Here is a 22,301-nt window from a genome sequence, read left to right as displayed (position 1 = left end):
CCCCGTCCGCTTATGCCGGCGCCCGGAACGCTGCCGTGGTCTGTGTTCATCCGGGTTCATCCGGCCTTTCTTCACCGTTCCCGAAAACTCTCCCCAAAGGTGTGGACCGGCATGCAGGAAAACAGTTCACTTCCGACAGACACGGTTCCCGAAGCGATTCTCGAACTGACCGCGGCACAACAGGGCGTCTGGTACGGGCAGCTCGTCGACCCGGACAGTCCGAAATACAACATCGGGGAATGCTTCGAGATCCCTGGGGAGCTCGACGAGGGGTTATTCTCCGCGGCGCTCCGCCGTGCGGCTGCCCTGTGCGACAGTCTTCACCTCGTGTTCGTCACCGAGGGCGAGACCGTGCGCCAGCATGTCGTCCGCCGCCCCACGGCTGAGACCGGCCGGCTCCACGTGGTCGATCTGTCCCGCGCCGATGACCCCGTCGCCGCCGCCGAGAGCTACATGGCCGACGACATGTCCACCGTCGACCGGCTCGACGCCCCGCACCACCACTTCGCACTGCTGCGCCTCGGCACCCGGCTGCACTATTGGTACGTCCGCTTCCACCACATCGCCGTCGACGGCCTCGGCGGCGCCGTGTTCGGCCGCACCGTGGCGGATCTGTACGGGCGCGCGCTGCGTGGCGAGGACCTCGCCACGGCCGAGCTGCCCGCCGCACCGCTGCACGACCTGGTGGCCGACGAGACGGCCTACCGCGGCTCGGACCGCTACGAGGCCGACCGCGCCTACTGGACCGGCAAGTTCGCCGACCTGGCGGGCACCGGTGGGGTGGGCCCGGCAGGCGTCGCCGGTCCCGGGGACGACACGCAGGCGCGCGGCAGGACGGCGCTCATCCGACGGCGGACCGACGCTCCGGCAGAGGCAGTACAGGAAGCACACGCAGCACACGCAGCGGAGTCAGCACGGGCAACGGACGCCGCACAGGGAGTACAGGCCGCACCCGCCGGAGCGGACGTCCGGATGCACACCGGCGAAACCCTGCCCGTCGCCGTCCTGGACGATCTGCGCAGACTCGCCGCCGGCAACCGCACCAGGTGGAGCGCCGTCCTCGTGAGCGCCGTCGCCGCCTACGTCGGCCGGGTCACCCAAGCGCAGGACATCACCGTGGGCCTGGCCTCCAACGGCCGTCACGGCGGGATGCGGCACATCGTCGGCATGACCGCCAACATCCTGCCGCTACGGGTGACCGTCACCGCCGACATGACGGTCGGCGCTCTCATACGTACCGTGGCCGCCGAGATGGGCGGCGCTCTGCGCCACCGCCGCTTCTCCCGCGAACAGCTCGCCCGTGAGCTGAACATGACTGACGGCGCGGCGCGCCTGACCGATGTCGTCGTCAACATCATGGGCTACGACTACGACCTCGACTTCGCCGGCAGTCCCGCCCCCTCCCGCGTCCTGTCCATCGGCCCCGTCGACGACGTGTCGCTCTTCGTATCGGAACGGGCCGAGGGCAAAGGGCCATTGATCGGCTTCGACGCCAACCCGGAGCTGTACCACCCCGACGACGTGCGGCTGCTCCAGCAGGCGCTCGTATCCTTCCTGTCGGCTCTCGCCCGTGCAGACGCCGACACGCCTCTCCGCGACCTGCCGTTCCTCGACGACGCCGTCGCCGGGACGCTCCTCGCCCAGGGGCGAGGCGCCGTGCTGCCGCTCACGACAGCAACGCCGAGCGTGTCGGAGGCCTTTGGCGCGCAGGCCCGCCTGACCCCCGACGCCCCGGCAGTGGTGGACGGCGCCCGGACGCTCTCCTACCGGCAGCTGGCCAAGGTGGCCGAAGACCTCTCCGGCGTTCTGGCCGGCTGGGGCGTCGGTGCCGAGGACGGCGTCGGTATCCTCGTGGGCCGGTCGGCGGCCCTCGTGTCCGCCACACTCGGCGCGATCGGCGCGGGGGCCGCGTACGTGCCGATGGATGCGGCCTGGCCGGCCGAGCGGCTCGACCGCGTCGCCGAAGTGGCTCGCGTCCGCGCTCTCGTGGTCGACGAGGCCACCGCCGCTCAGCCCTGGGCCGTGGAGAGAGCCGCCACGCTCCCGGTGGTCGTGGTCGATGGTCTCGGCGCCGTCGTGCACGGCGCTCCGCCAGGACGCAGACCGCTGCCGGCGGTGATCCGCCCCGACCAGCTCGCCTACGTGATGTTCACCTCCGGCTCCACGGGTCTGCCCAAGGGCGTCGGTGTCACCCACGCCGACGTCCTGGCGCTGGCAGCCGACACCGCCTGGACGGGCGGTGCGTGCGAGGCGGTGCTGCTGCATTCGGCCTACGTCTTCGACGCCTCGACGTTCGAGATCTGGGTGCCGCTCCTGAACGGCGGCTCCGTCGTCGTCGCGCCAGGTGCCGTCCTGGAAGCGCCGGCCCTGAAGGATCTGGTGGATCGGTACGGGGTGACCGCGCTGTTCCTCACGACAGCTCTGTTCAACGTGGTGGCGGAGGCCGACCCAGGCGCGTTCGCCGGGCTGCGCCTGGTCGCCGCGGGCGGCGAAGCCGCCACCCCGGGCTTGATGCAGCGGGTGGCCGCGACCGCGCCCGGCACACACGTCCTGCACGTCTACGGGCCGACCGAGACCACGACCTTCGCCACCCGCCACCGGATCACCCCCGGCGTGCCGGGCGTCCCGCCCATCGGCCGGGCCCTCGACGGGATGCGCCTGTACGTGCTCGACAGCGCCCTCGGACCGGTGCCGCCCGGTGTGGTGGGGGAGCTGTACGTGAGCGGCCGCGGCGTCGCACGTGGCTACGAGGGGCGTACGGCGCTGACCGCCACCCGGTTCGTCGCCGACCCGTACGACGCGCGCGGCGGCCGCATGTACCGCACGGGAGACCTCGTGCGCTGGACCACGCGTGGCGACATCGAGTACGTCGGACGCGCGGACGGGCAGGTCAAACTCCGCGGATTCCGCATCGAGCCGGCCGAGATCGAGAGCACGCTGCTCGCCGCCCCGGAGGTACGTGCCGCCTGCGTCCTGGTCCGCGAGGACGTGCCCGGCGACCGGCGCCTCGTGGCCTACGTCGCCGGGGCCCCGGGTGCCCGCCCGGACGAGACCGCGCTGGCCCGCCGCGTAGGACGCACGCTGCCCGCGTACATGGTGCCTTCCGCGTTCGTGCTCCTGGACACGCTGCCGCTGAACGCCAACGGCAAGACCGACCGCAGTGCCCTGCCCGCGCCCCGGACGGTCGCCCCCACCGGCGGCGCCCCGCGCACGGCCCAGGAGGAGATCCTGGCCGGACTGTTCGCCGATGTCCTGGGCGTGCCGGCCGTGGGCATCGACGACAACTTCTTCTCCCTGGGCGGCCACTCCCTGCTCGCCACCCGCCTCGCCGGCCGGGTGCGGGCCGCCCTGGGCGCCGAACTCAGCATGCGTACCCTCTTCGAACATCCCACGGTCGCCTCCCTCGCCGCCGCCCTCGACACCACCGGAACGGACCGCCCCGCCCTCGTCCCTCAGCAACGGCCCGAAGCGGTTCCGCTGTCCTTCGCGCAGCAGCGCCTCTGGTTCCTCAACCGCGCAGAGGGCCCCAGCGACACCTACACCATTCCGCTCGTCCTCGAACTCGAAGGCCCCCTCGACACGGACGCCCTGCGCGGCGCCCTGACCGACGTGGTGGCCCGCCACGAGAGCCTGCGCACCGTCTTCGCCGAGCACGACGGCGTGCCCTGCCAGGAGGTCCTCGACCCCTTCGCCGCGGCGGCGCTCGTCCCCCTTGTCGTCGAGTCGCCCCCGGCCGAGGAGAGCGCCGACGACTGGGCCGAGAGAGAGGTGCGCCGCCTTTCCGAGGTTCCCTTCGACCTCGACGGCCACGCCGGCGTCCGCGCCCATGTACTCCGGCTGGGCCCCGCACGCCATGTCCTGGTCCTCGTCCTGCACCACGTCGTCGCCGACGGCTGGTCCCTTGCGCCGCTCAGCCGTGACCTCGGGGCCGCCTACCGCGCAAGGATCGCGGGTACGGAAGAGCCCGACTGGCCCGCCCTGCGGGTGCAGTACGCCGACTACGCGCTCTGGCAGCGCCGGCTGCTCGGCGACGACGGCGACCCGGACAGCCGGGCCGCACACCAACTCGCGTTCTGGCAGGAGGCGCTGCGCGGCGCCCCCGACCTGCTGGACCTGCCTCTCGACCGGCCTCGTCCGGCCGTGGCCGGCCACCGGGGCGACGCGGTCCCCTTCGAACTGCCCGCCTCGGCGCATGGAGCGCTCATCCGGCTCGCCCGCGCGACCGGCTGCACCCCCTTCATGGTGCTTCAAGCCGCCCTGGCCGTGACGCTGCACGCCCACGGCGCCGGCAGCGACATCCCGCTGGGCACCGCGGTGGCCGGGCGCACCGACGAGGCCCTCGACGACATGGTCGGGTTCTTCGTCAACACCGTGGTGCTGCGGGCCGACCTGTCGGGCGACCCGAGCTTCCGCGAACTGCTGGAGAGGGTCAAGGAGTTCGATATTGCCGCCTTCAGCCACGGTGACATTCCCTTCGAGCGGATCGTCGAGGCGGTGAACCCCGAGCGGTCCGGTGACCACCACCCGCTCTTCCAGACCATGCTGGTCCTCCAGAACCAGGAGCGGGCGGGACTCGACCTGCCCGGCATCACCGTCCACGACCGGTCGCGGCACACGAGGGTCAGCAAGTTCGACCTGACGTTCTCGCTCACGGAAGTCACAGAACCGACCGAGGTCACAGAACCGACCGAGGTCACGGAACCGACCGAGGTCACGGAACCGACCGAGGTCACGGAACCGACCGAAGTCACGGAACCCGCGGACGTCACGGAAGCCGACCCGGCCGCGCGCCCCTCATCGGACGCCACGGCCGCCGGCGGCATCGGCGGATACCTGGAATACGCCACCGACCTCTTCGACGCCGCCACCGCCCGCGCTCTCTGCGCCCGCTTCGCCCGCGTCCTCACCCTGGCCGTGACCGACCCCGACCGTACGGTCGGCGATCTCGACCCCCTCGCGCCGGGCGAGCGGGACCGCCTCCTCGGCCTGGGGCGCGGGGCACAACTCCCGGACCCCGCCCCGACCGTCCCCGAAGCGGTCCGGGAGTGGGCCGCGCGCACACCGCACGCCGTCGCCGTGCGCGACGAGCACGCGAGCCTCACGTACGCCGAACTCGACGCCCGCGCCGACGCACTCGCCCACGTCCTGCGCGAGCGCGGAGCCGGCCGCGAGGACAGGGTGGCCCTCGCCGCGCCTCCGTCCGTGGACACCGTCGTCGCCCTGCTGGCCGTCCTGCGGGCCGGCGCCGCCTACCTGCCCGTCGACCCGCAGTACCCGCCCGCCCGCATCCGGCACATGCTCGACGACGCCCGGCCCGTCCTCCTGCTCACCACCAAGGACGTCCACGCGGGCCTGCCCGCCTGCGACGTCCCGTGGCTCGCCCTCGACGATCCGGCCGCCCGGCCCGACGAGCACACCGTGCCGCTCCCCGACAGCCCCCACCCCGCGGACCCCGCCTACGTCATCCACACCTCCGGCTCGACCGGCCGCCCCAAGGGCGTGGTCGTACCGCACGGCGCGCTGGCCAACCACATGGCCTGGATGGCGCGGCACCTGGCCGTCACCCCGGACGACCGGGTCCTCGCCCGCACCTCCACCAGCTTCGACGCCTCCGTGTGGGAGCTGTGGCTCCCCCTGATGAACGGCGCCGAAGTCTGTGTGCTTCCCGCCGAAGCCAACCGCGAACCCCGGGACCTCGTCTCGTGGATGAGCCGATTCGGCGTCACCGTCGCGCAGTTCGTGCCCTCGCACCTGACCCTCGTGCTCACCGAGGCGGCGCAGGCCGCGCCGCTCCCCACCCTGCGCGCCGTCCTGTGCGGCGGCGAACCTCTGCCGCGGGCCCTCGCCGACGACGTCGCCGAGCAATGGCGGGCGGAGGTGCACAACCTCTACGGGCCGACCGAGGCGACCATCGACGCGACCGCCCACCGCGCCCGCGGCCCGGAGGCCGGCGGAGCCACGGGCACGCACACGCCGTCCGAGCAGGTGCCGATCGGCCTTCCCGTCGACACCATGCGCGCCTATGTCCTCGACGGCCGGCTGCGGCCCGTCCCGCCCGGCGTCACCGGGGAGCTGTACTTGTCGGGCCCCAACCTCGCCCGCGGCTACCTCGACCGGCCGGGCCTGACCGCCACACGGTTCGTGGCCGACCCGTACGACGCCACCGGCGCCCGCATGTACCGCACGGGCGACCTCGTACGGTGGAACGGTCAGGGCCTCCTCGACTACGTGGCCCGCGCCGACGACCAGGTCAAACTGCGCGGATTCCGCGTCGAGTTGGGGGAGGTCGAGGCCGCACTCCTGGCGCGCCCCGGTGTCACCGCCGCCTGCGCCGTGATCCGCGAGGACATACCCGGCCGGCGCGGACTCGTCGCCTATGCCGTCACCGCGGACCCCGCCCTGCGCCCCGCCGCCCTGCGCGACGGCCTCGCCGAGACCCTGCCGCACTACATGGTGCCCGGCGCCGTCGTCGTCCTTCCCGGCCTCCCGCTCCTGCCCAACGGCAAGGTCGACCGGCGCGCCCTGCCCGAGCCGGCGGCGGACAGTGACACCCCCGCCGAGCCGGGCGGGAGCACCCTCCGGGAGGACGTGCTCGCCGGCATCTTCGCCGACATCCTGGACCGGCACCCCGTCGGCCCGCACGACAGCTTCTTCGACCTCGGCGGGCACTCGCTCCTGGCCATGCGCGTCGTCAGCCGTGTCCGTGCCGTCCTGGGTGCGGAGATCGCCGTACGCACCCTTTTCGAGCACCCGACCGTCGCCGGCCTGGCCCGCGTCCTCGACACGCCGGAGCGGACCCGCCCACCGGTGGTGCCCGTGGCCCAACGGCCCGACCCGCTGCCGCTGTCCTTCGCGCAGCAGCGACTGTGGTTCCTGAACCGGCTCGAAGGACCCGGCTCCACCTACAACATCCCGCTCGTCCTCGAACTCGACGGCGCCCTGGACGCGGACGCACTGCGCGCAGCCCTCCTCGACGTCGTGGAGCGGCACGAGGCACTGCGGACCGTCTTCCCCGAACGCGACGGCGTCCCGCACCAGATGGTGCTTCCCGCCGCGGCTGTCGCACCGTGCCTGCCCGTCGTGCCCGTGGCGCCCGCCGGTCTGGAGGACGCCGTCCTGGCCGCGGTGCGCGAGCCGTTCGACGTCGTCACGGACCCGCCGCTGCGTGCCCTGCTCCTGCGCGCCGCACCCGGCCACCACGTCCTGGTGCTCGTCCTGCACCACATCGCGGCCGACGGCTGGTCGCTCGCCCCGCTCGCCCGCCACCTCGGCGACGCCTACCGGGCCCGGCTGGCGGGCCACGAACCCCAGCGGGCGGCAGGCACCCCGCTCCAGTACGCCGACTACACCCTGTGGCAGCACGCGGCCCTGGGAGACGGCGACGCGCCGCAGAGCGTCCTGCGGCAGCAACTCGACCACTGGCACACCGCCCTGGCGGGCCTGCCCGGTCTGATCGACCTGCCGCTGGACCGGCCCCGCCCGGCGACGACCGACCCCAGGGGTGCCGTTCACACCTTCGACGTTCCCTCGCACTTGCACCCCCGGCTCCTGCGTCTCGCCGCGGAGTCGGGCAGCAGCCTGTTCATGGTGCTCCAGGCGGCGGTCGCCACCCTGTTGCACCGGCACGGCGCGGGTGACGACATCCCGCTCGGCTCGCCCGTCGCCGGCCGCCCGGACGAAGGACTGGAGGACCTGGTCGGATTCTTCGTCAACACACTCGTCCTGCGCACGGACCTGTCCGGCAACCCGACCTTCCGCGAACTGCTCGCCCGGGTACGCGAGTTCGACCTGGGCGCGTACACGCACCAGGACGTGCCCTTCGAGCGGCTCGTCGAGAGCGTCAACCCCGTCAGGGCGCGCAATCACCACCCGTTGTTCCAGACCATGCTGGTCCTGCAGAACCAGGAGGCGGTCCACGCCGACCTGCCGGGACTCACCGTGCAGGACCGGCTCGTGCACAACGGCCTGAGCAAGTTCGACCTCACTTTCGCCTTCACCGAGGAGCGGGCCGGGGGCGGCCTCACCGCCGGGATCGAGTACGCCACCGCCCTCTTCGACCGCACCACAGTCGAAACCCTGGCCGCCCGCCTGGTCCGGCTCCTGGAGCACGTGGCCGGCGACCCGGACCTGCCCCTGGCGGGCTACGGCCTGATGACCCCGGACGAGCACGCCCGGGTCATGCGCTGGGGCACCGGCCGGGCCCTGCCCGCCAACACCGAGGACGCCACCCTGCCCGCCCTCTTCGCGGCCCAGGCCCGCCGGACGCCCGGCGCCGTGGCCGTGTCCGGCGGCGACGCCGCTCTCACGTACACCGAACTGGACCAGGTCTCCGCGGACCTGGCGCGCACTCTGGCCGGTCTCGGCGTCGGCCCCGAGTCCGGCGTCGGCGTGCTGCTCACCCGCTCGCCGGCCGTGGTGTCGGTGTCCCTCGGCGCGGTCCGCGCGGCCGGCGCCTACGTCCCGATGGACGCGCGCTGGCCCGGGGAACGGCTCGACCAGGTCGCCGGCGTGGCAGCCGTACGGGTCCTCGTCGTCGACGAAGACGCCTTCGCCACCCCCTGGGTCACCGCGACGGCCCGCCGGCTGCCGGTCGTGGTCGTCGACCGGCTCGGCCGGGTCCTGCGGGGCGCGCCCGAGAAGCCGGGCATCCCGGCCGCAGTACCCGGCCCGGGCGCACTCGCCTACATCATGTTCACCTCCGGCTCGACCGGCCTGCCCAAGGGCGTCGGCGTCACGCACGCCGACGTGGTCGCGCTCACGGCCGACTCCGCCTGGGACGGGGGCGCGGCCGACGCGGTCCTGATGCACTCGGCGTACGTCTTCGACGCCTCCACGTTCGAAATCTGGGCTCCGCTCCTGCGCGGCGGCCGGATCGTCGTGGCACCGGACGGCGTCCTGGAGGCCGGCGTCCTCGGCGACGTCGTCCACGAGCACCGGGTGACCGCCGTCTTCCTGACGACGGCGCTGTTCAACGTGATCGCGGAGACGGACCCCGGTGCCTTCGCCGGTCTCCGACTGGTGTGCGCCGGTGGGGAGAAGGCCTCACCGGACGCGATGCAGCGCGTCGCCGGCTCCGCGCCCGGCGTGCGCGTTCTGCACGTGTACGGACCCACGGAGACCACTACCTTCGCCACCCGCTACGACGTGGCGGCCGACCTGCCGTCCGGCCCGCCGCCCATCGGCCGTGTCCTGGACGGCATGCGCGGATACGTCCTCGACGGCTCCCTGGGCCCCGTACCTCCCGGCGTCGTGGGCGAGCTGTACCTCGCCGGACGCGGCGTGGCCCGCGGGTACACCGGCCTCCCGGGCCTGACCGCCACGCGTTTCGTAGCCGATCCGTTCGATCCGGCGGGCGGACGCATGTACCGCACCGGCGACCTCGTCCGGTGGACCCGCGACGGCCGGCTCGCCTACGTCGACCGCGCCGACGGGCAGGTGAAACTGCGCGGCCACCGCATCGAACCCGGCGAGATCGAGGGCGTGCTGGCCTGCTGCGACGGCGTCGCCGACGCCTTCGTGGCCGTCCGCGAGGACACCCCCGGCGACCGGCGGCTGGTCGCCTACGTGGTGCCCGCCCGCGGTGCGCGACCCGAACCGGGCGACCTCGCCCGCGCCGTCGGCCGGTCCCTGCCCGCCTACATGGTGCCCTCCGCCTTCGTCCTGCTCGACGCGCTGCCGCTGACCATCAACGGCAAGGTGGACCGGCGCGCCCTGCCCGCCCCGGAGCACCACGCTCCGGCCCGGGGGCGCACCGCCCGCACGGCCGGCGAGGAGGTCCTGTGCGCACTCTTCGCCGACGTCCTCGGCCTCGACGGGGTGGGCCGCGACGACGACTTCTTCGCCCTGGGCGGCCACTCGCTGCTCGCCACCCGCCTCGCGGCGCGCATCCGCGCGGCACTCCGCGTCGAGGTCCCGCTCAAGGCCCTGTTCGAACATCCCACGCCGACGGCGCTCGCCGCCGCGCTGCACGGCGCCGACGCGGCAAGAAGCCCCCTGGAGCGCGCCACGAGCCGCCCCGATCCGCTGCCCCTGTCCTACGCGCAGCAGCGCCTGTGGTTCCTCAACCGGTTCGAGGGGCCCAGCGCCACCTACAACGTGCCGCTCGTGCTCCGCCTGCACGGCCCCCTCGACGCGGAGGCCCTGGAGAGTGCCCTGGGGGACGTCGTCGAACGCCACGAGAGCCTGCGCACCGTTTTTCCGGACACCGACGGCGTGGCGCGTCAGGTCGTCCTCGACGGCTGTGGCGCCGACCTCGACCTGACGCCCCGTGACACGGACTCCGCCCGCCTCGACGAGCTTCTCGGCGCCGAGGTGGCGCACGCCTTCGACGTGAGTACGGACATCCCCGTACGGGCCCGGCTGCTGCGACTGGACGCCGAGGACCACGTCCTCGTGCTGATCGTCCACCACATCGCGGGCGACGGCTGGTCCCTCGCCCCGCTCGCCCGCGACCTCGGGGAGGCGTACCGGGCACGCACCGAAGGCGTGGAGCCCTCCTGGACGGAACTCGGCGTCCAGTACGCCGACTACACCCTGTGGCAGCGCGCGCTGCTCGGCGACGAGGACGATCCGGCCGGTCAGGCCGCCCGCCAGCTGGAGTTCTGGCGAACCGCTCTCGCCGGCGCTCCCGACCTGCTCGATCTGCCCTACGACCGGCCGCGCCCCGCCGTCACGGCGCACCGGGGCGACGCGTTCGCCTTCCCCGTCGACGCGGACACCCACCGGGCGCTTGCGGCACTGGCCCGCGCCCGCGGATGCAGCCTCTTCATGGTGCTCCAGGCCGCCCTGTCGGTACTCCTGTCCCGGCACGGCGCCGGTGAGGACATCCCGCTCGGCACCGCCGTCGCCGGACGCACCGACGAGGCCCTCGACGATCTGGTGGGCTTCTTCGTCAACACCCTCGTCCTGCGCACGGACCTGAGCGGGGACCCCACCTTCGCCGAGGTACTCGACCGTGTACGGGAGTTCGACCTGGCGGCCTACGCCCACCAGGACGTGCCGTTCGAGCGGCTGGTGGACCTGCTCAGCCCGGTCCGGGCCCAGAACCACCACCCGCTGTTCCAGACGATGCTCGTCCTGCAGAACCACGCGGAGGCCGAGGTCGACCTGGCCGGTGTCACGGTCACGGAACAGCCCGTGCACACCGGCATCAGCAAATTCGACCTGACGTTCACCTTCAAGGAGACGCGCGACGGCACCGGACGGCCCGCCGGCCTCGACGGCGTCCTGGAGTTCTCCACCGAACTCTTCACCCACGCCACCGCCCACACGCTCGCCGCCCGCCTGACCCGCCTGCTCGCATCGCTCGCCGCCGACCCCGGCCGGCGCGTCCACACCACCGACGTCATGGACCCGGCCGAGCGGCAGAGCGCCGACCGTGCCGCGCACGCCCCCGTCCGGCCGGTCGGGGCCCGCACGGCGCCCGACGCGTTCCGCGCCCAGTGCGCGAGGACCCCCGCGGCGACCGCCGTGCTGGACGGCGCGAACCGCCTCACCTTCCGCGAACTCGACGCGCTCTCCGACGACCTGGCGCACCACCTGCACAGCCGGGACATCGGCGCCGGAGACCTCGTCGCCCTCGCCCTTGAGGGCACCGCCGACCAGGTCGTGGCGATGCTGGCGGTCGCCAAGGCAGGGGCCGCCTACCTGCCGGTCGACCTGGAGTACCCCGAGGCGCGTATCGCCTACATGCTCGAAGACGCCCGCCCGGCGCTCCTGCTCACCCACGGAGCCGCACCCGCCGCGCGGTACGGCGCGTTCGTCCCCTGCCTCGCCCTCGACGACCGGGCCTCCTGGTGCACCGGGCGGGCGGCTCCGGCGGCCGCCGCACCGGACCCGCGCGACGCGGCGTACGTCATCTACACCTCGGGCTCCACCGGCCGCCCCAAGGGCGTCGTCGTCACCCACGCCTCCCTGACCAACCACATGGCGTGGATGGCGGACCACCTCGGCCTCACCGACGAGGACCGGGTCCTGGCCCGTACGTCACCGAGCTTCGACGCCTCGGTCTGGGAGACCTGGCTGCCCCTCCTGCACGGCGGTGCCACCTGCCCCGTGCCGCCCGCCGTCAACCACGACCCGGCAGGCCTGCTGGCCCGTATGCGCGACACCGGCACCACCCTCGCCCAGTTCGTGCCCTCGCACCTCTCACTCGTCCTCACCGAAACCGCTCCCGAAGAGGCGCCCACGACGCTGCGGGCCGTCCTCTGCGGCGGCGAGCCCCTGCCCCGGAGGCTGGCGGAGCGGGCCGGGTCCGCCTGGTCGGCCGAGGTGCACAACCTGTACGGGCCCACCGAGACGACCATCGACGCCGTCGCCCACCACCACCGGGGCGGTAACACGGAGCCGGGAGACGGCACCGTCCCGCTCGGCCGCCCCGTCGACAACACCCGCGCCTACGTCCTGGACCCCGGCCTCCGGCCGGTACCGCCAGGCGTCACCGGCGAGCTCTACGTCGCGGGCGACGGCCTCGCGCGCGGCTACCTCCGCCGCCCGGGCCTGACCGCCTCGCGGTTCGTCGCCGACCCGTACGGACCCGCGGGGAGCCGCATGTACCGCACGGGCGACCTCGTCCGACGGGACACCGACGGCCTGCTCACCTACGTCGCCCGCGCCGACGACCAGGTCAAGCTGCACGGCTTCCGCATCGAACTCGGCGAGATCGAGGCCGCGCTGACCGCGCTCGACGGCATCGCCGCCGCCTGCGCCCTCGTACGGGAGGACCGGCCGGGGGAGCGGCGTCTGATCGCGTACACCGTTCACGACGGGCACGCCGGCGCCGCACCCCCCGCCGAAGGGGAGCTGCGAGCCCGGCTCGCATCGGCCCTGCCGCCGTACATGGTGCCCGCGGTGTTCGTGCTCCTCGACGCGCTGCCCCTGCTGCCCAACGGCAAGACGGACCGGCGCGCCCTGCCCGCCCCGGAGCGCCCCGCAGGCACCCGGCCCGGCGGCCGGCCACGCACCGCACAGGAAGGCGTCCTGTGTGACGTGTTCACCTCCGTCCTGCGCACCCCCGCCGTCCGCACCGACGACGACTTCTTCGCGCTCGGCGGTGACAGCATCCTCTCCATCCAGCTCGTCAGCCGCGTCCGCCAGGCCGGTCTCGGCATCACCCCGCGCGACGTCTTCGTCCACCGCACGCCCGAGGCCATCGCGGCCGTCGCCACCACCCTGGGCCGCGAGGCCACCGTGCCGGCCGGGGCGGGCACCGGCGAGATGCCGCCGACGCCCATCGCGGCCTGGTTCCTGGAACGGCCCGGGACCACGGACGGATACAACCAGTCCGGGGTGCTGCGCACCCCCGCGGGCGCCGACGAGGACTCCCTCGTCGACACCCTCCAACTTCTCATCGACCACCACGACACACTCCGTCTGCGCGCCGCCCGGGCGGCCGGCGGCGCACCCCTCCTCGAAGTCCTGCCACCCGGCTCCGTGCCGGCCCGGCACCGCTTCACGCGGGTCGACATCGCGGGTCTCGACGCCGCATCGATCCGCGCCGCCGTCACCGAGGCGGGCGAACAGGCCCGCAGACGGCTGCGGCCCGCGCACGGAGAGGTGATCGAAGCGGTCTGGTGCGACGCCGGCCCCCACACCCATGGGCGGCTGCTGCTCGTCGTGCACCACCTGGCCGTCGACGCGGTCTCCTGGCGCATCCTGGCCGCCGATGTGGCCAGTGCCTGGCAGGCCGTCACCAGCGCGGCGACCGCCGGTGAACGGGCCGCAGCACTGCCCCCGGCCACCACGCCCTACCGGCACTGGGCCCAACTCCTCGCCTCCCAGGCGCATGACGCCGCGCGCGAGTCCGAACTGCCGTCGTGGCAAAGCGTGTTGAGTACCGCCGACCCCCAGCTGGGATACCGGCCGCTCGACCCCGACCGGGACACCGCCGACCGGACGCGCACGCTGACCACCCGCCTGCCGGCCACCTGGACCACGCCCCTGCTCACCACCGTCCCCGCCGCCTTCCACGCCGGGGTGGACGACGTCCTGCTCACGGCACTCGCCCTTGCCGTCTGCTCGTGGCGCGCGGAACGAGATGCCGCCAACCGAGGGCCCGGGTCCGGCAGTACCGCCGTACTCCTCGACCTCGAGGGCCACGGCCGCGAGCAGATCGCCGACCACCTCGACCTCTCCCGCACGGTCGGCTGGTTCACCAGCCTCTACCCGGTCCGGCTCGACCCCGGACCCGTCGACGCCCGCGACCCCGGACGCTTCGACGCAGCCCTGGTCGAACGCGCCCTCAAACGCGTCAAGGAACAGCTGCGGACCATCCCCGACCACGGCGTCGGCTACGGCATGCTCCGCCACCTCAATCCGGCCTCCCGCCATCGCCTGGCCACCGCGCCCGATCCCCAGATCGGATTCAACTACCTCGGCCGGTACACCGCCGCGCACGAAACCGCGGACGGCGGCGAAGGCGCCGACTGGGAGGTACTCCTCGACGGCGGCGGGCCGCGCGCCCAGGATCCCGACATGCCGGTCCACCACGTGCTCGACATCAACGCGCACACCGAGGACCTGCCCGACGGACCACGCCTGGTGACCCGCTGGACCTGGCCCAGCGACCTCCTCAAGGAGGAGGACGTGGAGGCACTCGCGGACGCCTTCACCCGCGCGCTGCGCGCGCTCGCCGAACATGCCGAACGGCCGGACTCGGGCGGCTGGACGCCCTCCGACCTTCCCCTGGTCTCGCTCGACCAGGCCCAGATCGACCGACTGCAGAACAAGTGGGGTGGACGCAAGTGACCGGGTTCCGACTGGAAGACATACTGCCGCTGACGCCGTTGCAGGCAGGCATGCTCTTCCACGCGCTGTACGACTCCCACGCCGTGGACGTCTACACGGCGCAGTTCGTCTTCGACCTCGAGGGTCCCGTGAGCGTCCCCGCTCTGCACGCTGCCGTCGGCGGCCTGCTGCGGCGGCACGCCAACCTGCGGGTCGGTTTCCTCCACGAGGACCTGGACGAGCCCGTGCAGGCCGTCGCCGCCGAGGTGCCGGTGCCGCTGGAGGAACTGGACCTGACCGGCGCCGACGGCACGCGTACGGCGCATGAGCGCCTCACCGCGTTCCTCGCCGCAGACCGTACCCGCCGCTTCGACCTCGACGCCCCGCCGCTGATGCGCTTCACCCTCGTGCGCACCGCACCCGACCGGCACCGCCTCGTGATGACGAGCCATCACATCCTGCTCGACGGATGGTCGATGCCCCTGCTCGTACGCGAACTCTTCGAGCTGTACGCGCGCCGCGGCGACGACAGCGCCCTGCCGCGCGTCACCCCCTACCGCACCTACCTCGCCTGGCTGGCCGGGCAGGACCGGGCCGCCGCCCTGGACGTCTGGCGCACCGCTCTGGCCGGAATCGAGGCGCCGACCCTGCTCGCCGGGCGCGGGGCGCACGTTCCGGGCTCCGGTGACCTGCCCGAGACTCTTCTCCTCGAACTGGACGCCGCCACGACGCACCGGCTGCGCGAGACGGCCCGCACCCACCGGCTCACCCTCAACACCCTGGTCCAGGGCGCCTGGGGCCTGCTGCTCGCCCACCTCACCGGACGCACCGACGTCGTGTTCGGCACCACCGTCTCCGGCCGGCCACCGGAGATCCCCGGCATCGAGTCGATGGTCGGCCTCTTCATCAACACCGTGCCGGTACGGCTCCGCCCGGCACCGGGCGAGACCCTGGCCGCGCTCCTGACCCGCCTCCAGGAGGAACAGGGCCGCCTCCTCGGCAGCCAGTACGTGGGTCTGACCGAGATACGCGGCGTCACGGACCTGGACGAACTCTTCGACACCCTGGCCGTGTTCGAGAACTACCCGATGGACGCCGAGGCACTGCGCACCGCGCAGCAGCAACTGCCCGGCCTCGCCGTGACCGGATTCAGTGGCACGGACGCGGCCCACTACCCACTGACCCTCACCATCGCCCCGGGTGATTCCCTGAGGATCACCTTCGGTTACCGGGCCGCGGTCCTCGACCGGGAAGAGGTGGCCCGCACGGTAGCCCGCATGCGGCGCCTGCTCACCGCGATGGCGGACGGGCTCGACGGCCGCGTCGACGCCGCGCCCCTCCTCCTGGAAGGCGAGCGGGAGGCGCTGCTCTCCCAAGGACACGGCTCCGCACTCACATGCGGCGCCCCGGGCGAGAGCATCCCGGCCGCCATTGCCCGGTACGCTGCCCGGCACCCCGACGCCATGGCCGTTTCCGGAGCGAGCGAGCAGCTGACGTACTTCCAACTGGACGGTCTCGCAACAGGGTTGGCAGAGGCCCTGGCCGGCGCCGCGGTGGGTGTGGAGGACGGCGTCGGCATTCTCCTGGGCCGCTCCACCGCCGTGGTCACCGCGTCCCTGGCGGTCCTGCGCGCAGGCGCCGCCTACGTCCCGCTCGACCCGCGATGGCCCGACGACCGGCTCACCCGCGTCGCCGAGGTGGCCGCCCTGCGCGCCCTGATCGTCGACGAGGCGACTCGCGCGCACCCCTGGGTGCGGCGGCTCGGCCCCGATGTCCGCGTGGTGACCGTCGACGCCGCGGGCCGGCTCCGGCAAGCCCGCCCGGCCGCCCCTGCGGCCCTTCCCGACGTCGTGGGCGGCGACCGGCTCGCGTACGTGATGTTCACCTCCGGCTCCACCGGCCTGCCCAAGGGCGTCGGCGTCACCCACGCCGACATCACCGCCCTCGCCGCCGACCGTACGTGGGGTGACGGCGCGGCCGACGCGGTCCTGATGCACTCGGCGTACGTCTTCGACGCCTCGACCTTCGAGATATGGGCGCCCCTCCTCAACGGGGGCCGTGTCGTCGTGGCCCCCGAAGGGGCCCTCCAGCCCGCAGTGCTCCGGGATCTGGCCGTCCAGGACGGTGTGACGGCGGCGTTCCTGACGACGGCTCTGTTCAATGTCATCGCCGAGACCGACCCCGGCGCCCTCGGCCTGATGCGCCTGACCGCCTGCGGAGGCGAGGCAGCAGCCCCCGGCGTCCTCCAGCGCCTCGCCGCCGCGCATCCCGGGACCGACTTCCTCAACATCTACGGGCCCACCGAGACCACCACCTTCGCGACGCTCCACCACGTCCGCCCCGGGGACGCTTCCATGGGCGTACCGCCGATCGGCCGGCCCCTCGACGGCATGCGCGCCTACGTCCTGGACACGGCCCTGCGCCCCGTGCCGCCCGGCGCCGAGGGCGAGCTCTACGTCGCCGGGCCGGGCGTCGCGCGCGGCTACCTGGGGCGCCCCGGCCTCACCGCCACCCGGTTCGTCGCCGACCCGTTCGCCGGGACCGGGGCGCGGATGTACCGCACCGGCGACCTCGTGCGCCGGGACCCCGACGGCACCCTGCACCACGTCGCCCGCGCCGACCAGCAGATCAAACTCCGCGGCCACCGCATCGAGCCCGCGGAGATCGAAGAGGCCCTGCGGACCCACGCGTCCGTGCGCGCGGCCTGCGTCCTGGTCCGCGAGGACCTGCCCGGCGACCGCACCCTGACCGCCTACGTCGTCCCGGCGCCCGGACACACCCCGGACCCCGAACTGCTCGCCGCGCACGTAGGCCGCCAACTGCCCGCCTACATGGTGCCGGCCGCCGTTCAGCCCCTCGACGCCCTGCCGCTGACCCCCAACGGCAAGCTCGACCGGTCGGCACTGCCCGCTCCCGTCACCCCGCCCGGCACGGCGGGCCGGCCGCCGCGCGACGCCCACGAGGAGATCCTCGCCGGGCTGTTCGCCGACGTACTGGGTGTGTCCCGCGTCGCCATGGACGACAACTTCTTCGCCCTGGGCGGCCACTCCCTGCTCGCCACCCGGCTCGCGGGACGCATCCGCACCGCCCTGGACACCGAGGCCGAAATCCGCACCCTCTTCGAGAACCCCACGGTCGCCGCCCTCGCCACCGCCCTGCGGGACGCGGACCGTCCCGCCCGCCCCGCCCTCGTACCGCAGGAACGCCCCACCACGCTCCCGCTCTCCTACGCCCAGCAGCGGCTGTGGTTCCTCCACCGCCTCGAAGGCCCCTCCGCCACCTACAACATCCCCTTCGCCCTGCGCATCGACGGACCACTCGACACGGAGGCCCTGCACCAGGCCCTCCACGACGTCATCACCCGGCACGCCGCCCTGCGCACCGTCTTCCCGGAACGCGACGGCCGCCCGCACCAGCACATCACCGCCCCGGACGAGGTCCGCCTCCCCCTCACCCCCGTATCCGTCGAGGAGGAACAACTCACCGACCGGATCACAGCCGCCGCGACCACGCCCATCGACATCGAGCACCGCCTCCCGCTCCGGGCGACGCTGCTGCGCCCGGCCGGCGACTCCCATGTCCTGGTCCTGGTGATCCACCACATCGCCGCCGACGGCTCGTCCCTGGCGACCCTCGCCCACGACCTCGGCCTCGCCTACCGCGCCCGTGTCCGCGCCGAGGAACCGGCATGGGCGGCCCTCCCCGTCGACTACGCCGACCACACCCTCTGGCAGCGCCGCCTGCTGGGCGACGAACACGACCCCGGAAGCCTCGTTGCGCAGCAACTCACCTACTGGGCAGGCGCGTTGCGCGGACTCCCGGGGATGGTCGAACTGCCCTGGGACCGGCCACGCCCCGCCGTGCCCCGGCACACCGGCGCCACCCACGACTTCGCCCTCGACCCCGCCATCGCCCGGCAGATCGCGGACCTCGCCCGCTCCCGCGGATGCAGCGTCTTCATGGTGCTCCAGGCCGCCCTGTCCGCCGTTCTGGCCCGGCACGGCGCGGGAGACGACATCCCGCTGGGCACGGCTGTCGCCGGACGCACCGACGAGGCCGCCTCGGACCTCGTCGGCTTCTTCGTCAACACGCTCGTGCTGCGCGCGGACCTGTCCGGTGACCCCACGTTCCTCGAACTCCTCGACCGGGTGAAGGAGTCCGACCTCTCCGCGTACGCGCATCAGGACGTCCCCTTCGAGCGCCTCGTCGAGCTGCTCAACCCCGCGCGCTCGCAGAACCACCACCCGCTCTTCCAGACCATGCTCATCCTCCAGAACCACACCCCCGCGGCCCCGCTCGAACTGCCCGGCCTCACCGTGGCCGGCGTACCGGTCGACCCCGGAGTCAGCAAGTTCGACCTGTCGTTCACCTTCACCGAGACCTACGACGACCACGGCGCGGCCGACGGCATGCGGGCCACCGTCGACTACGCCACCGAGCTCTTCGACGCGGCCACGGTCCGCGACCTCGCCGGACGGCTCGTACTCCTGCTCACCGCCGTGACCGCTGACCCGGACCGCCGCCTCAGCACGTACGACGTCATGACCACCGCGGAACGGACCCGCCTCGCAGCCTGGGAGAGCGGCCCCGTCGAGAACCTGCCCGAGCAGACCGTCCCCGCGCTCTTCGAGCGGTGGGCCAGGCACACCCCCGACGCCCCGGCCGTCCGGGACGCGGGCACCACCCTCACCTACGCGGAGCTCAACTCCCGCGCCGACGCCCTCGCCCGCCACCTCACGGCGCGGAACATCGGTCCCGAGGACCGGGTGGCCGTCGCCCTGCCGCGCACCCACGACCTCGTCGTGGCGCTCCTCGGCGTCCTCAAGGCAGGGGCGGCGTACGTGCCGCTCGACCCGGACTACCCGGCCCAGCGCCTGTCCCACATGCTCGACGACTCCCGGCCGCGTCTGCTCCTCACCACCCCCGGTATCCGCCGCCGCCTCCCGGAGACCCAGGTGCCCTGCGTGTACGCCGACGGCCTCGGCACGCCGGCACCCGCGCACACCGGCCCCGCCCCCGCCCTGCACCCGGCCCACCCGGCGTACGTCATCTACACGTCCGGCTCCACCGGCCGCCCCAAGGGAGTCGTGGTCACGCACCGGGGTGCCGGCGCCATGGCGAGGACCCAGTGCGAACGGCTGCGCGTCGCCCCGGGCAGCCGGGTGCTGCACATGGCGTCCGTCAGCTTCGACGCCGCGTTCTGGGAACTGTGCATGGGTCTGCTCTCCGGAGCATGCCTGGAGATCGACGAACGCGACGCCCTGCTGCCCGGCCCCGCCCTCGCCGCACTGGTCCGCGAGCGGGGCGTCACCCACCTCACCCTGCCGCCCGCCGCCCTCGCGGTGATGCCGCCCGGCTCGCTCCCCTCCGGGGTCACGATGGTTCTCGCCGGGGAGGCATGCCCGCCGGCCCTGGCGCGTGCCTGGGCCCAGGACCGGTTCCTCGTCAACGCCTACGGCCCGACGGAAACCACCGTCTGCGCGACCATGAGCACCTTCCAGCACGCGGACGGGCCCCTCGCCCCGGACCGCACCGTGCCCATCGGCGTCCCCGTCAACGGCACCCGGGTCCACGTCCTGGACGACCGGCTGGCTCCGGTGCCGCCCGGCGTCGTCGGCGAACTGTTCGTCGCCGGCGGGGGAGTGGCCCGCGGATACCACGGCCGGGCCGCCCTGACCGCGTCCCGCTTCGTGGCCGACCCGTTCGACCGGGCGGGCGGACGCATGTACCGCACCGGCGACCTGGTGCGGTGGACGGCCGACGGGGAGCTCGTCTACGTCTCCCGCGCCGACGACCAGGTGAAACTCCGCGGCTTCCGCATCGAACCCGGGGAGATCGAAGCCGCGCTCACCGCGCTGCCCGGCGTCGCGGGGGCGTGCGTCGTCGTCCGCGAGGACCGGCCAGGCGACCGGCGGCTGGTCGCGTACACCGTCCCCGCGGACGGGGCGGCCGGCCCGGATGACGACGAGGTGCGCGCGCACCTCGCCGCCACCCTGCCCGACCACATGATCCCCGCGGCCCACGTACGGCTCGACGCCCTGCCCGTCACGCCCAACGGCAAGACCGACCGGCGCGCCCTGCCCGCACCCGCCCCGGCCGCACCGGCCGGGGGCCGCGCACCGGAGACCGCCCGCGAACGCGCCCTCTGCGAGGCGTTCGCCGAGACGCTCGGAGTGCCCGAAGTGGGCGTCACGGACGACTTCTTCGCCCTGGGCGGCCACTCGCTCCTCGCCGTCACCCTCGCCCAGCGGATCGCGGAACGGTGCGGCAGTCGTCCCTCCCTGCGCGCCCTGTTCGAGGCACCCACCGTCGAGGGCCTGGCCCGGCTCCTGGAGAGCGAGGCGGGCCAGGAGAACAGCGTGTCACCCGACCTCGCCGGTGACGTACGCCTGGCTCCGGACATCACCGGCCGGACCGGAACGGCTCACCTGCCCGCTCCCCGCAGGACCTCCCGCCCGGCCGCCCGGCCACTCCTGACCGGTGCGTCGGGATTCCTCGGCGCCTTCCTCCTGCGCGACCTCATCGAGACCACCGGCGGCCCGGTCGACTGCCTCGTACGGGCCGAGGACGGGCAACGCGCCGCGGACCGGCTGCGGACCACTCTGGAGCGGTACGGCCTGTGGAATCCCCGGCACGCGGAGCTGATCCGTCCCGTTCCCGGAGACCTCGCCGCTCCCGGCCTCGGCCTGTCACCCCAGGACAGGACCGCCCTGGTCCACCGGCTCGGCCCCGTGATCCACAACGGCGCACGCGTCAACTTCGCCGCCGGGTACGGCGATCTACGCGCCCCCAACGTGGCGGGGACCGAGGAACTGCTGCGCCTGCTCGCCGACTCCGACTCACCCGGCATGCACTACGTCTCGACCACGAGCGTCTACGCCCCGGCGTCCGGCGCGGACCCCGTCACCGTCACCGAGTGGACCCCGACGGGCCCGGCGGCCGACCTGCCCGACGGCTACGCGCAGAGCAAGTGGGCCGCCGAACAACTCGTCGGCCAGGCCCGCGAACGCGGCCTGCCGGTCACCGTCTACCGGCCGGGCCGCATCAGCGGCGACACCGCCACCGGCGCCTGCCAGGACCGCGACCTGCTCTGGCAGCTCATCAAGGGATGCCTCCAGGCGGGCGCGGTGCCGGACCTGCCGTACGGCACGACCGACTGGGTGCCGGTGGACTACGTCAGCGCGGCTGTCGTGGCGCTGTCCACGTCCGGTGGAACGGGAGCCGAGACCTATCACCTCACCAACCCGGACGCACCCGGCCTGGACCGCGTCTTCGAAGCGGCCGCCCGTCTGGGCCACGAGCTGAGCACCGTCCCCGCGTCGCACTGGCAGGCCCGCGTCGCCGCCCAGCACGACAACGCGGCCCAGCTGTTCCTCGGCGACGAGAGGCACGCCCGGAACAAGGCAACCGAACACCGCCGCTTCGATTCCAGCCAGACGGCCAAGGCGACAGGTGCCCTGGGCGTCCACCTGCCACCGCTGACCGACGACGTCCTGACCCGCTACCTGACCTACTTCCGCGGCACAGGGTTCCTGCCCACCCCCCAGGGGGCACGAGCGCACGGGGCCGTGTCGTGA

Annotated in this window: 2 protein-coding genes; both read left to right on the top strand. The window is 73.7% G+C overall.

Annotated elements, in window-relative coordinates; translation table 11 throughout:
- Window positions 1-111 precede the first annotated feature (111 nt).
- Window positions 112-14,745 (top strand): non-ribosomal peptide synthetase, encoded by a 14,634-nt coding sequence (locus ABTX18_RS00505; RefSeq protein WP_352120507.1) that lies wholly within the window; start codon window positions 112-114, stop codon window positions 14,743-14,745.
- The gene (locus ABTX18_RS00500) at window positions 14,742-22,301 is read left to right on the top strand and encodes a non-ribosomal peptide synthetase (RefSeq protein ID WP_352120506.1); all 7,560 of its coding nucleotides are present in this window, start codon (window positions 14,742-14,744) and stop codon (window positions 22,299-22,301) included. The genes ABTX18_RS00505 and ABTX18_RS00500 overlap by 4 nt, the downstream gene beginning before the upstream one ends.

It is taken from the genome of Streptomyces sp. NPDC096323, from assembly GCF_040302845.1.
Lineage (GTDB): Bacteria > Actinomycetota > Actinomycetes > Streptomycetales > Streptomycetaceae > Streptomyces.
The sequence above is the reverse complement of the archived record's forward strand: the minus strand, read 5'-3'. Positions and strand labels throughout refer to the sequence as shown.